We start from the raw sequence: 13,201 nt of genomic DNA on the forward strand, positions 1-13,201 counted from the left end.
CAGAGGCTTTTCCTCAGAGGGACTGACCCTTGCCCCGCAGCCACGCCGCCGGGTCGACCCCGGTGTCGTCGCCGCCGGGGTGGATCTCCAGGTGGAGGTGCGGCCCGGTGACATTGCCGGTGGCGCCCACGCGGCCGATGGTGTCGCCGGTGGTGACCTTCTGGCCGACGCTGACGCTCATCGAGGACTGGTGGTTGTACCAGATCTCCGTGCCGTCCTCGAGCTCCAGGATGGTGCGGTAGCCGTACGCCCCCGCCCAGCCGGCCTCCTTGATGGTGCCGGTGTGGATCGCCTTGAGGGGCGTACCCGTCGGCGCCGCGAAGTCGAGGCCGGTGTGGTAGCCGGAGGACCACATGGAGCCGGGCTGACCGAAGGTGCTGGTGAGCGTGTACGAAGCGAGGGGCAGGGTGTAGCTCTTGGCGAGCTTGGCCAGGCGCTCGGCCTCGGCCTTGCGCCGGGCCTCCTCTTCCGCCTTCTTCTTGGCGGCGGCCTTCGCGGCGGCGATCTTCTTCTCGGCCGCGGACTGCTCGGCGGCGGCCTGCGCGGCGGCCTTCTTGACGGCGGCTTCCTCGGCCGCCTTCTGGACCGCGTCGTCCGCCTGGTCCTGCTGGTTCTCGGCCTGCTCCATGATGCGGGCCCGCAGCGCCTCGCCCGCGCCCGTGGTGCCCTGCTGGGCCTCCTCGGCGCTGACGCCGGCGACGGAGAGCGGGGTGGCGCTCGCGACGCCCTCGCCGGAGGAGCCCGACTCGTCGGAGTCATCGGATATCAGCGAGCCCACGCCGGGAAGCGACTTGGCCTCCGGCAGCGAGTCCGTGACGGCCGAGATGTCCGGCATCTCGATGGAGACCGGGGGCTTGCCGCCCTGCGCGGTGGCGATGCCGCCCGCACCGACGGCGGCGATGACGCCCACGCCGAGCACGGTGGAGCTGCGGGCGAGTCCGCCGCCGCCCCTCTTGTGGACGCGGTGCCTGCCGCGGACGGGACGAATGGACTCCTCGGTGGGGTTCCACTCCTCCCAGGGCTCTTCGTCGTACGCACCGATCTCGTCGTCATTCGGTACGTAAACGGCTTGGGGGGCAGGCCGGTTGGACGCCACTGGGGCGCGCTCCTTTCCTTCCTTCTCGCCTACCGGGTTAGCTGACGGGTTCGGAGCAGGAAGGTCTCCTACGAACATCTGGCACGGATGCACAGATGCCCGATTCACCCCAATTGGTGGTTCCCCGGCTCCCTTTCGGGATTAGGCGCGTGCGCACGGAGCCGCCTCGAGTGACGGCTGGGACGACCGCGCTGCGTTATCGAACGTTAATAGACAGCGGTGCCGTATTCCAAGCCGTTCCGACTGATCGTTAACGCCTTTGGCCTGTACTTAACGGGACACCGAGGGCCGGAACGGGGCGAGTTGGCCGCACTTTTTCGCCCACCGGACCTTCACATCTCCTTGACAGTACGTCAGTTGTTATGCGGAGTGGTGTCTTTCAGTCACGGCCCGTGACATCGTCCCCAGGGCCCGGCCCGGCGTCCGGCGCCTCCGGCCGCCGAACCGCGAGCAGCGCCATGTCGTCGGTCCCGCCGCCGCCCGTGTGCCGGCGCACCTCCTCGACGAGCGTCGCGAGGAGTACGTCCGGTCCGTGCGGGCCGGGGAAGATCCGGCCGCCGAGCCGGGCCGCCGGGTTGTAGAACTCGCCGCGGATGTCCCGCGCCTCCGAGAGCCCGTCGGTGTAGAGCAGCAGCATCGCCCCCGGCGGGAACTCCGCCTCGTCGGCACGGTCCGGCCAGGCCCCCAGGTCACCCATCCCCAGCGGCAGCGCGGGCTCCCCCGGCGACAGCACGCACAGCCGTCCGTCACCGCGCAGGAGCAGCGGCTCGGGATGGCCCCGGTTGACGATGCGGATGACTCCGTCGCCGTGCGGGATCTCCGCGATGACGGCCGTGGTGAACCCCTCGAACGCGTCGAGTCCCTCGCGCCGCGTGCCCTCCCGCGCGAGCGCCCGCTCCAGCCGCTGTGCCACCGCCTCCAGCGTCGCCTCCTGCTCGGCCGCCTCGCGGAAGGCCCCGATGACCACGGCGACGGCGGCCACCGCGCCCATCCCCTTGCCGCGTACGTCGCCGACGATCAGCCGTACGCCGTGCGGGGTGTCCTGGACGGCGTACAGATCTCCCCCGATGAAGGCGTCGGCCTCCGCGGCCTCGTAGCGGGCGGCGACGTCGAGCCCTCCGATCCGGTGGTCGGGCTGCGGCAGGACGGCGCGCTGGGCGGTCTCGGAGATGGAACGGGCGGAGGCCAGCTGCTCGTCGCTTCTGCGTACGACACGGTTGATGAGGACGGCCAGCACGGCGACGGTCACCACGGTGAGCAGCTCGGTGACGGCCTCCACGTCGGTCGTGGTGCTGTTGCCGAAGTGCAGGGTGAGCACGGCGGCGCAGGAGGCGGCCCCGATGAGGCTGGTGCTGTGCAGCGAGTAGAAGGGGGCGGCGATCAGCGGGGCGGCGGTGAAGAGGGGAGCCGCGGTGAACTCCGGGGGCGTCGAGACGTCGTACACGACCCCGATGACGAGCAGCAGCCACGGCAGGAGCCGCACCAGGGCCCGCTCGTGCCGGACGTCGGGGCCTTCCCTCGGACGTCCTTCTCGCTGCCCCACCGCTGTCTCCCGCCGAAGTCCGCGCCCGGGACCAGCCCCATGACCGCACCTGTCCAGGCTTCCCGGAGCGGCGGCGGGCGGCGAGCGGTGTGGGCCGATCGGATGAAACGTGGGGGATACGGGAGAACGCCGAAGGCCCGGATCCAAGATCTGGATCCGGGCCTTCGGTCTTTAGTAGCGGGGACAGGATTTGAACCTGCGACCTCTGGGTTATGAGCCCAGCGAGCTACCGAGCTGCTCCACCCCGCGCCGTTGAAATGAACAGTACGCCATGTGGCGGGGTAAAAGCGAACCGGTTAACCGGCAGGGGCGCGGCTCACGCGTTCTGGGCATGCGTAAGGGTCTCCCAGGCCACGAACAGATCGTCCGTGCCCTCGGGCCGCCGCCGCTCCGTGAACTTCTCCGTCTCCGGAAGATCCAGCTTCAGCCGCTGCCCCAGGTGATTGAGCCCGACCTCGGTGTCGGGCCCCATGTCGCGCTGCACTTTCCCGCCGCACAGCCATTTCGGTGCCTTCGCGCCCAGCTGGTACTTGGAGTGGAATTCGAGCGCGGCCCGCAGCCGCTCCTTGACCTCGCCGTACAGGTCGACGCCCTGGTGCCAGGCGGTCTCCGCGATGTGCGCGGTGGCGGCGAGCGAGTAGCTGGCGTGCTTGAAGTTGCGGCAGGTCTCCTGGGAGATCCCGTCGGTGAAGGTCTTCTGGCCGAACCAGTACTTCTGGAGCTGCTCGGGGGTGTTGATTCCGCTGCCCTCGGGCGAGACGGGAAGCGGCCCGTCCGACTCCAGATAGAAGTAGGCCGGTACGCGGCCGCGGAAATGCGTCACGGCCTTCTCGAACGACTCGTGGTCGTCGAGGAACACCGCCATGCTGATGGTCGCGTCGGCCATCAGGAGATCCCAGTTCCCGTTGAAGTCGGCGGCGCCTTCCCGCACTTGGGGCAGATAGGCGTTGCGCAGCATCCGCTCGAAACGGAGCAGCTCGCCGTCGGTCCAGCCGTCGTACGAGTACCGGACGGCCTCGGCGGCGCGCGCCCACGAGGAGGCGGCCCAGGCGGTCTGCAGTCCGGCGCCGGCGTCCGTGTGCCGGGTGATCACCCGGGACCAGGCGTCCATGATCTGTACGGCCTTCTCGGCGTGCGCCCGGTCGCCGGTGATGTTCCAGAGCAGCGCCTGGGTGTACGCGGCGATGGCGTCCTCGCGCTCCTCGACGCAGCCCTGGCCGGGGCGGTCGTCGAACGGGCACTCCACGACGGGGTACGGCTTTGCCTGGTAGTCGGCGGCCGCGTACTTGCTGGCCCGCATCTGCTCGTACGCCCCCAGCCAGGGCTCCTCCCGCGCCGCCACATGCGCCCGCACCCGCGCCAGCTGGGCCTTGCTGACGAGCACTCCGGGGTGCTCGAAGGCGAGGTCGGCGGGGCGCGCCCGCTCGGTGGCCCCGCCGGAACCGCCACCGGAACCGCCGCAGGCCACGGCGGCGACCGCAAGCAGCGGCACGAGCGCCAACACCACAGCCCGCCTTACGGAACCCATGCCGCACCTCCGGATCGACCCCCCGGAAGCCTCAGCGTCGCCCGCGGGGCGCGTGGACGCCGCGCGGGGGAGGGCCGTTCGGGCGACGGAGGCTCCGCCGCTGGTTCACCACGTGGGGTGCGCGCCGACCCCTCCGTCGACCACCAGGTCCGTGCCGGTGATCCAGGAGGCCGCGTCGGAGGCGAGGAAGACGCAGGCGTTGCCGATGTCCTCCGCCCGGCCGAGACGGCCGAGCGGCGCCGCCCGGTGCCACCGCTCCACCCCCTGCGGCCAGTCGGTCTCGATCTCCGGCCGGTGTACGAGGCCGGGCGAGACCGTGTTGACGCGGATGCCGCGGGGCCCGTACTCCAGGGCCGCCGAGCGCGCGAACATGATCAGCGCGGCCTTGGAGGCGTTGTAGTGGGCGTGGCCGGGGGCCGGCTGGGTGCCCTCGATGGAGGCGATGTGCGTGATGGTGCCGCCGCCGTGGGCGGACATGTGGCCCGCCGCGGCCTGGGTGCAGCTGAAGGCGCTGGTGGTGTTGGCCTCGTACAGCGCACGCCAGTCCGCCGCGGTCATGCCGGTCAGCTCCTGGACGGGCTGGATCCCGGCGCTGTTGACCAGCGCGTCGAGCCGCCCGCGCCAGGCGGCGGCCTCCGCCACGAGCCGGTGGCACTCCTCTTCCCGCGTCAGATCCGCGGTGCGTGCGAGGGCCTGACCGCCCTCGCCCGTGATCTCCTCGACGAGCTGCCGGGCCGGGTCCGCACTGCGGTGGTAGTGCACGACGACGGCGGCTCCCGCCCGCGCGAACTGCCGGGCGATGCCCGCGCCGATCAGCCCTCCGGCGCCGGTCACGAGTGCGACGCGGCCGGTCAGGCTCGGCAGGTTCGGGTCAGCCATGCGGGGCGTCCTCGGCGGCTCGGGGGCTGTCGGGCATACGGGTCGGCGCGTCCGCTCGGCACAGCGCCCGGATCCGGGCGGCCTGGCCGGGGTGGCGGGCGGCCAGCGTTCCCGCGTCGCCGCCTTCGTAGTCCTCGGGCAGGAAGCCGGGCGCCATCGTCGTACCGAAGAATGACCAGCTGCCGCCGGGCGCGACGGCGGCGCCCATCCAGGTCCCGGCGGGCACGACGGCCTGCGGCCGCTGATCCGGGATGCCGTGACCCAGCGTCAGGACCTCGTCGGTGCCGTCGGGGTGCAGGAGCAGCAGCTCCAGCGGATCGCCCTGGTAGAAGTGCCACACCTCGTCGATGGGCAGCCGGTGCAGCGCCGAGAAGTCCCCGTCGGCCGCGGTCAGCAGCATCATGATCGCCGACCCCGCGGCCCGCCCTCCGGCGTCCTCGGGTCCGGCCCAGGTACGGGCGAACAGCCCGCCCTCGACCGGCAGCGGCTTCAGTCCGTAGCGCTCGGCGAGGAGTGCCGGGGTGATGGCGGCCATGGCGCGACTATAGGGGCCCGAGCCCACGGAAGCGCCGGACTTCAGCGACGGGCCCTCCGAGGGTCCCTCAGTCGCCCCAGCCACTCGCGTCGAGGGTCATCTGCCAGATGGTGTAGGGCAGTTCGGGGTGGAGCCGGCGGAGGATCTCGCCCGGCAGGGTCATCGGCGGGGCCGTGTCCGGGTCGGCGAGGCTGCGGGCGGCGGGCCGCGGGCCGCCCGGTGATGTCCTCAAGGACGAACGGCCCACACATCCGGACATCGGGCCCGCCCCCGAAAACGCGGCAGCGCCCGCCCCACCGAAGTGGGCGCGGGCGCTGCGTAGCAGGTCAGAGCGGGTGTCTGGAGCACCTGCTTGCCGTAGACCGTGTGGGACTCGAACCCACAACCAATGGATTAAAAGTCCACTGCTCTGCCAATTGAGCTAACGGTCCGTGCCGAGGCACCCCACGAGCATAGCGGGACGGGCCCTGTCGTCCGATCGGGTATCGGCTCCGGGCCCGTCGCGAGTTTCGCGGCGGGCCGTCAGAGGGGGGGCGGCGCGTCAGGGATCGGGCTGGTCGAGGAGGGTGGAGCGGGACGCCGTGCGTTCGTGGTCCGGGTTGAGGAACCAGTGTCTGGCCGACACGAACCACCACGTCGCTGCGGAGCCGAGGACCACCAGCACCGCGATCGGGGCGTAATTGAAGGTCTCCCAGGTCACCGGCGAGACCTGCGGCAGCATGAAGAGGACCGTGATCAGGGCGACCCAGGTCACCGCGACGACGCCGATCGGGCGGGACCAGCGGCCCAGGTGCCAGGGGCCGCGTTCGAAGGCCTCGCCCTTGCGCAGTCGCAGGAAGGTCGGGATGACGTACGCGATGTAGAGGCCGATGACCGCGATCGACGTCACCGCCGCATACGCCGTGACGTTGATCAGGTAGGGGAGGCCCAGCACCAGCGCGCCGAGTGCGGCGAGCCAGACCGCCGCCACGGGGGTGCGCGTACGCGGGTCGACCGTGTGCCAGATGCGCGAGAACGGCAGTGCGCCGTCCCGCGAGAAGGCGTAGATCATCCGGGAGTTGGCGGTCACCGACGCCATCCCGCAGAAGAGCTGCGCGCCGATCACGACGAGCAGGAGCAGCTTGCCCGTGGTCGCGCCGAGGGCGTCCAGGAGGATCTGGGCCGGCGGCGCGCCCGTCGCGGACTCGCGGGCACCGTCGTACGACTGGATGGCGAAGGTGAAGCCGAGGAGGAGTACGAAACCCGCGATCCAGGACGTCCAGATGGAGCGGACGATGCCTCGCGGGCCCGCCGTCGACGCGTCATGGGTCTCCTCCGTCATGTGCGCGGAGGCGTCGTAGCCCGTGAACGTGTACTGGGCCATCAGGAGGCCGATCAGGACTACGTACGCCCCGCTCCCCCACCCCGTGTTGTTCACGAACTCCGTGAAGACGAACGACGCCGACTGGTGGCTGTCCGGCGAGAAGGCGAGCGCGCCGACGATGACCGCGACGCCGATGACGTGCCACCAGACGCTGACGCTGTTCAGGAGACCGACGATGCGTACGCCGAAGGTGTTCAGGAGGCCGTGCAGGACCAGGATCGCCGCGAAGAGCAGGATCGTGCGCTCCTCGGTGACCGTGAAGTCGAACTGCAGGTTCAGGTACGCGCCCAGGAAGGACGCCGCCCCGAAGTCGATGCCCGCGGTCACGGCGACCTGGCCGAGGACGTTGAACCAGCCCGTGAACCACGCCCACGCCGCCGCCGTGCGGGCGGGCGCGAGGCGGTGGGCCCAGAAGTAGAGGCCGGCGGAGGTGGGATAGGCGGAGCAGATCTCCGCCATCGCCAGGCCCACGAAGAGGGTCATGAGGCCGACCGCGACCCAGCCCCAGGTGATCAGCGCGGGGCCGCCGGTGTTCATGCCGAACAGGTACATCGTGAGGCAGCCGGAGAGGACCGAGATGATCGTGAAGGAGACCGCGTAGTTGGAGAACGCGGACATGCGGCGCGCGAGCACTTGGGTGTAGCCGAGCTGGGCGAGGCGCTCCTCGTCGGAGCCGGGTGGTGGTCCGCCTGTGCCGTCCTTGCCGTCTGTGGTCGTCATGCACCAGCGTTGCCCACGACAGGGACATGACACACGTCACGTCTGGACAAAACAGCCGCGCGCATACGGCAGCGGGCCCGCCCCCCGAAGGGACGGGCCCGCTGCCGTATCGCTGTCAGTCGCTAGAGCGCTCAGCCGTTGCGCTTCCAGCGCGGCTTGTCGTCGCGGCGCCCGAAGGAGCCCGTGCCGGTGCCGGAGCGGTCGTCACGGCGCTGGTACGACGGGCGGTCGTGGCCACCGGAGCGGAAGCCGCCGGAGGGGCGGTCGTCGCGGCGGTCGCGGTTGAACGGACGGTCGCTGCCGCGGTGGCCGCCGGAGGGGCGGTCGTCCCGACGGAAGCCGCCACCGCGGTTGTCGTCACGGCGGTCGCGGTTGAAGCCGCCACCACGGTTGTCGTCACGGCGCTCGAACGAACGGCCGCCACGGTCGTCACGGCGGTCGTCGCGGCGGAAGCCACCGCCACGGTTGTCGTCACGACGCTCGAAGGAACGGCCACCACGGTTGTCGTCGCGGCGCTCGAACGAACGGCCGCCACGGTCATCGCGGCGGTCGTCGCGGCGGAAGCCACCGCCACGGTTGTCGTCACGACGCTCGAAGGAACGGCCACCACGGTCGTCACGACGGTCACGGTTGAAGCCGCCACCACGGTTGTCGTCACGGCGGTCGCGGTTGAAGCCGCCACCGCGGTTGTCGTCGCGGCGCTCGCGCTCGTAGTTGCCGCGCTCGTCCCGCTGCGGACGGCGGTCGTACGAGGAGGAGCGCTCCTCGCGCACCGGGCGCTCGGCCGGCTGCTCCGGCGCGGCGGCGGCTGCCTCCACGGCGGCCTCGGCAGCGGCGGCGGCCTCGGCCACCGCGGCCTCCGGGTCGTCACCGCGCTCGCGGGCGGCACGCGCGGTGAGCCGCTCGGCCTCCTCGCGCAGCTCGGTCGCGCGACGCTGGGCGCGCTCCAGCTCCTTGGTGAGGTCCTTGACCTCACGCTCGGCCTGGGTCGCCGCGTTGCCCGCGGAGTCGGCCTGCACCTCGGTCATGGAGCGGGCGCCGGTGATCTCGGCGACCTCGGGGTCGAAGGCGCCGCCGCCGTTGATGATGTGGCGCGAGGCGTCGACGCCCGCGTCCTCCATCAGACGGAAGATCTGGCGGCGCTGGTGCGGCAGGGACAGGGACACGACCGTGCCGGAGCGGCCCGCGCGAGCGGTACGGCCGGAGCGGTGCAGGTAGTCCTTGTGGTCGCCGGCCGGGTCCACGTTCAGGACCAGGTCGATGCCGTCGACGTGGATGCCGCGCGCGGCGACGTCGGTGGCGACGAGGGCGTTGACGTAACCGTCCTTGAAGTCCGCGAGGGTGCGGGTGCGCGCGCCCTGCGTCATGCCGCCGTGCAGCGCGTCGGCCTTCACGCCGGACTCGCGCAGCTGCTCGGCGATGCGGTCGGCGCCCAGCTGGGTGCGGACGAAGATGATCGTGCGGCCCTTGCGCGCGGCGATGGCGGCCGTGACCGGCGCCTTGTCGCGCGGCTTCACGATGAGGATGTGGTGCGTCATGGTCGTGACGGCGCCCTGGGCGGCGTCGACCTCGTGCGTCACCGGGTTGTTCAGGTAGCGCTTGACCAGCGTGGAGATCTCGTTCTCCATCGTGGCCGAGAACAGCATGCGCTGGCCGCCGACCGGGACCTGGTCGAGCAGCTCGGTGACCTCGGGCAGGAAGCCCAGGTCGGACATCTGGTCGGCCTCGTCGAGGACGGCGACCTCGACGTTCTCCAGGGAGCAGGCGCCGCGGTTGATGATGTCGCGCAGCCGGCCCGGCGTGGCGACGAGGATGTCGACACCGCGCTCCAGGGCGTAGATCTGGTTGCCCATGGACGTACCGCCGCAGACGACCTTCATCTTCAGGCCGAGGACGTCGCCGTAGGGCTGGAGGGCGTCGGCGACCTGCATCGCCAGCTCACGGGTCGGGGTCAGGATGACCGCGCGGGGCTTCTTCTTCTCGGTGTGGCCGTCGGCGAGGCGCGCCAGGGTCGGCAGACCGAAGGAGAGGGTCTTGCCGGAGCCGGTGCGGCCACGGCCCAGGATGTCCTTGCCGGCCAGGGCGTCCGGGATGGTCGCGGCCTGGATCGGGAAGGGGGTGTGCACGCCGTTGCGCGCGAGCTTGCGGACGACACCGTCGGGCAGACCGAGGTCGCCGAAGGTGATCTCGGGCTCGGCGTCCTCGTCGGAGGCGGCGTCGGTGGCCTCCGCGTCGGTGGCCTCCGCGTCGGCCTCGGCCTCGGTCTCGGCCTCGACGACGACCTGCTCGGCCGCCTCTACGACGTCCTCCGCCACAACGGCCTCGACGGTCTCGGCAGCGGCCTCGACGGTCTCGTTCTCGGGCAGGACGGCGTTGTCAGAACTGGAAATGGACATGCGAAATGCGAAACCTTCCGGAGTCTCGGCACGCGCCCGTCAACTCCGTGATTTCGCAATGGACCGCCTCTATGCGGTCAGCCACGGCAAGGGAGAGTACGCGCCACGCGGCGCTCTTCTGTGTCGGCGCCGGGCAAATGGGATCAAACGATCTACCACCATACGCACCCACCACCCCATAAGGCAAACCGAGCCGTCCGGGGGGCCTTCGATTCCAGCCCCCTCAGCCCGTCTCACCTGTGAGGAGACGGGTTCCGGCCAGCGGCTGATCTGCACCGGTCCGCACCCGCCGACACCCGTTCACGGCGGTAGGCACAGATCCATGGAGGTCTACGCCGGTCCCGCCTCCGGCGACGGCTCCCGCGACCCCAGCTCCGGCGACCGCTCCCCCAGCTGAGCGTCCTGCCCCGGCTCCTCGTGCGCCGAGGAGGAGGGCTCCGGGGTGGGCGGCGTGGGCGTCGGCGTCGGGGACGGCTTGGGGGGCGTCGGCGTCGGCGTGGGGCGCGGCGGGGCCGGCTTGGTCCGGGTGGGGGTGGGCCCGCCGTCCTTCGTCGGCGAGGCGGGCGCCGCCGTGCTCCCGCCGGCGGAGGCGGAGGCAGAGGCCGCGGTGCCCTCGGCGGCCCCGCCCTTCTCCGCGCCCCGCCCCTTGCCCTTCCGCTTGCCGTGCCCGTCGCCCTTGGCGTCGGCGCGCCCGCCGCCGGAGCCGCCGCCGGCCGAACCGCCGCCCGAGGTGGCACCGCCGCCGTCCGGGGCCGCCGCCCCGTCGCGCTGCCCCGCGGAACGCGCGGGTCCGGGCTCGTCGCGCCCGTCGTCACCGATGCTCATGCAGCCCGCGGTCGCCAAGACGGCCACCGCGGCCGCGGCCCACCGGACAGGAACGTACAACTGGCGCACGGCCGAGCACCTCCGAGGCGCTGGAAATCGGGACGCCCTGCCCAACTCCCCTGCCCCGCAAGAGGACACGGACGCCGCGGCGGCCCCGTCAGCCGTAACCCAGCGCGTGCAGCCGCTCGTCGTCGATCCCGAAGTGATGAGCGACTTCATGTACGACGGTGATCTCCGTCTCCACCACCACGTCCTCGCGCGACTCACACATCCGGAGCGTCGGCCCCCGGTAGATGGTGATCCGGTCGGGCAGTACTCCCGCGTACCACTCGCCCCGGTCGGTGAGCGGAGTCCCCTCGTAGAGCCCGAGCAGCTCGGGGTCGTCGGCCGGCGGTTCGTCCTCCACGAAGACCGCCACGTTGTCCATCAACCGCGTCAACTCCGGCGGAATCCGGTCGAGCGCCTCGGCGACCAGTTCCTCGAACTCTTCCCGCGTCATCTCCAGCACACCCCCATTGTCGGCCACGGCGCCGCATAGCCACCCGTCGCCTTGGGCATACGGGACCAATGGCCCGCGACGTCACAGTCGTCATGCAGGTGATGAAGAGGATCAAGGGCGCACGAAGGGCACCCGCCGCCCTCGTGCGCCACTACCGCGCACGCCACCCGCATCCGGTCGGCGAGCTGGTCAGCCCCCCGCACCCGTACGGCCGCGCGATCGGCCTGGTCGCGGTCGTCCTGCTCGGCGCGTGGCTCGGCCTGCTGATCGTGGGCAGCGTCCACGTACCCGTGGGACCGATGGACACCCGCATGACGCTGCGGCCCTCGCTCACCGGCGGCACGAAGATCGACGTCTCCCCGCTCGGCGCCCTGGAACTGCGCTCGCACACCGCTCCCATCCGCCTCGACGTGGACGTCGACCGCCTCGACCCGGTGCGCTCCCAGGCCCTGGTCGACCACCCCGAGCGGATCTCCGGGCTCCAGGAGGAGGTGGCGCGGGACGTCGGCCACGGGACGCTCGATCTGGCCGTACGTTCCTGTGTCGCCGTCGTCTCGGGGGCGACGGCGCTGGGGCTCGCCGTGTACCGGCGGCCGCGCCGGGCGCTCGCGGCGGGCGGTCTGGCGCTCACGCTGCTGGCGGCGTCGGGCACGGCGGCGTACGCGACATGGAACCCGAAGTCGGTCCTGGAGCCGAAGTTCTCCGGCCTGCTGAGCAGCGCCCCTTCCGTGGTCGGCAACGCACGCAGCATCGTGAGCGAATTCGACATCTACCAGCAGGAGCTGGCGCGCCTCGTCACCAACGTGACGAAGCTGTACGACGCGACGTCGACGCTTCCCGCGTACCAGCCGAACCCGTCCACGATCCGGGTCCTGCACGTCTCGGACATCCACCTCAACCCGGCGAGCTGGAAGATCATCTCCTCGCTCGTCGAGCAGTACGACATCAACGTCATCGTCGATTCCGGCGACACGATGGACCACGGGAGCGCGGCCGAGAACGCGTTCCTGGACCCGATCGAGGACCTGGGCGCCCCATACGTCTGGGTCAGGGGCAACCACGACTCCCGCACCACCCAGCGCTATCTCCAGCGCATGAAGAACGTGCACGTCCTGGACGAGGGGCGGGCCGTGTCGGTCGCGGGCCTGCGGTTCGCCGGGACGGGCGATCCGCAGTACACGCCGGACCGCTCGGTGGCGGCGGAGGGCAAGCCGGCGGAGGTCATGGCGGGCATCCGCCTGGCCTCGTCCCTGCGCGACCAGCAGGCGGCGGGCACGCCGGTGGACATCGCGGTGGCCCACAACCCGGACGCGGCGCGGGAGACGGACGGCGAGGTGCCGCTGGCCCTGGCGGGCCACATCCACCACTCCGAGATGGAGGTCATGGAGGGCGGGACGCGGCTGCGCATCGAAGGGTCGACGGGCGGCAGCGGGCTGCGCGCGGTGGAGGGCAAGTACCCCGATCCGGTCGAGGCGTCGGTGCTCTACCTGGACCGGGAGACGCGGCGCCTCCAGGCCTGGGACGAGATCAAACTGGGCGGCCTCGGCCTGACGAAGGCAGAGGTCAGCCGCCACTTGCCGAAGGAGAACCAGCCGGGAGCAACGCCGTCACCGCCCCCTCCGACCCGCTCCTCCGGGGCCGGCGCCCCGCCCCCCCCCGATAACCGTTTTGGCGATAGCTCCCCGCATCCCATATGCTTCTCACGTCCCCGACGCGCTGCAAAGCGCCCAGGTGGGCCCTTAGCCCTCATCGTCTAGTGGCCCAGGACGCCGCCCTTTCAAGGCGGTAGCACGGGTTCGAATCCCGTTGGGGGCACG

11 protein-coding genes, 3 tRNA genes and 1 riboswitch are annotated in these 13,201 nt (G+C 71.5%); of the genes, 2 read left to right on the forward strand and 12 right to left on the reverse strand.

Annotated elements, in window-relative coordinates; all coding sequences use genetic code 11:
- Nucleotides 1-13: 13 nt before the first annotated feature.
- From ACIBKX_RS21320 to ACIBKX_RS21375, 12 genes are all read right to left on the reverse strand, one after another.
- On the reverse strand, nucleotides 14-1,096 hold the full coding sequence (locus tag ACIBKX_RS21320; RefSeq protein ID WP_363270488.1) for a M23 family metallopeptidase: 1,083 nt from the start codon (nucleotides 1,094-1,096) through the stop codon (nucleotides 14-16).
- A gap of 11 nt (nucleotides 1,097-1,107) precedes the next feature.
- A riboswitch (cyclic di-AMP (ydaO/yuaA leader) is annotated at nucleotides 1,108-1,254 on the reverse strand.
- 221 nt (nucleotides 1,255-1,475) lie between these two features.
- Nucleotides 1,476-2,639, reverse strand: a complete 1,164-nt coding sequence (locus ACIBKX_RS21325) for a PP2C family protein-serine/threonine phosphatase (protein ID WP_363270487.1) — start codon at nucleotides 2,637-2,639, stop codon at nucleotides 1,476-1,478.
- 175 nt (nucleotides 2,640-2,814) lie between these two features.
- Nucleotides 2,815-2,888: transfer RNA gene (locus ACIBKX_RS21330), tRNA-Met, on the reverse strand.
- 67 nt (nucleotides 2,889-2,955) lie between these two features.
- Entirely contained in the window at nucleotides 2,956-4,167 is a 1,212-nt protein-coding gene (locus ACIBKX_RS21335; RefSeq protein WP_363270486.1) for an alginate lyase family protein, read from the reverse strand.
- Nucleotides 4,168-4,272: 105 nt separating this feature from the next.
- Nucleotides 4,273-5,046 (reverse strand): glucose 1-dehydrogenase, encoded by a 774-nt coding sequence (locus ACIBKX_RS21340; protein ID WP_363270485.1) that lies wholly within the window; start codon nucleotides 5,044-5,046, stop codon nucleotides 4,273-4,275.
- Nucleotides 5,039-5,581, reverse strand: a complete 543-nt coding sequence (locus ACIBKX_RS21345; protein ID WP_363270484.1) for a cupin domain-containing protein — start codon at nucleotides 5,579-5,581, stop codon at nucleotides 5,039-5,041. The genes ACIBKX_RS21340 and ACIBKX_RS21345 overlap by 8 nt, the downstream gene beginning before the upstream one ends.
- Nucleotides 5,582-5,648: 67 nt before the next feature.
- Nucleotides 5,649-5,813 (reverse strand): hypothetical protein, encoded by a 165-nt coding sequence (locus tag ACIBKX_RS21350; RefSeq protein ID WP_363270483.1) that lies wholly within the window; start codon nucleotides 5,811-5,813, stop codon nucleotides 5,649-5,651.
- A 126-nt stretch (nucleotides 5,814-5,939) separates the two neighbouring features.
- Nucleotides 5,940-6,012, reverse strand: a tRNA-Lys gene (locus ACIBKX_RS21355).
- A 110-nt stretch (nucleotides 6,013-6,122) separates the two neighbouring features.
- On the reverse strand, nucleotides 6,123-7,664 hold the full coding sequence (locus ACIBKX_RS21360; RefSeq protein WP_363270481.1) for an amino acid permease: 1,542 nt from the start codon (nucleotides 7,662-7,664) through the stop codon (nucleotides 6,123-6,125).
- A gap of 131 nt (nucleotides 7,665-7,795) precedes the next feature.
- Entirely contained in the window at nucleotides 7,796-10,060 is a 2,265-nt protein-coding gene (locus ACIBKX_RS21365; protein ID WP_363270479.1) for a DEAD/DEAH box helicase, read from the reverse strand.
- Nucleotides 10,061-10,390: 330 nt separating this feature from the next.
- Nucleotides 10,391-10,885 carry a hypothetical protein gene (locus ACIBKX_RS21370; protein ID WP_363270478.1) on the reverse strand — a complete coding sequence of 165 codons (495 nt, stop codon included), beginning with the start codon at nucleotides 10,883-10,885 and terminating at the stop codon, nucleotides 10,391-10,393.
- Nucleotides 10,886-11,042: 157 nt separating this feature from the next.
- Entirely contained in the window at nucleotides 11,043-11,393 is a 351-nt protein-coding gene (locus ACIBKX_RS21375) for a metallopeptidase family protein (protein ID WP_363270476.1), read from the reverse strand.
- A 92-nt stretch (nucleotides 11,394-11,485) separates the two neighbouring features.
- Between ACIBKX_RS21375 and ACIBKX_RS21380 the strand changes: the two genes are divergently transcribed.
- A complete protein-coding gene (locus ACIBKX_RS21380) occupies nucleotides 11,486-13,141 on the forward strand; it encodes a metallophosphoesterase (RefSeq protein WP_399375857.1) in 1,656 nt (551 codons plus the stop codon).
- Nucleotides 13,127-13,199: transfer RNA gene (locus ACIBKX_RS21385), tRNA-Glu, on the forward strand. Before ACIBKX_RS21380 ends, ACIBKX_RS21385 begins: the two co-directional genes overlap by 15 nt.
- Nucleotides 13,200-13,201 lie beyond the last annotated feature (2 nt).

It is taken from the genome of Streptomyces sp. NPDC050658 (assembly GCF_044457025.1).
Taxonomy (GTDB): domain Bacteria; phylum Actinomycetota; class Actinomycetes; order Streptomycetales; family Streptomycetaceae; genus Streptomyces.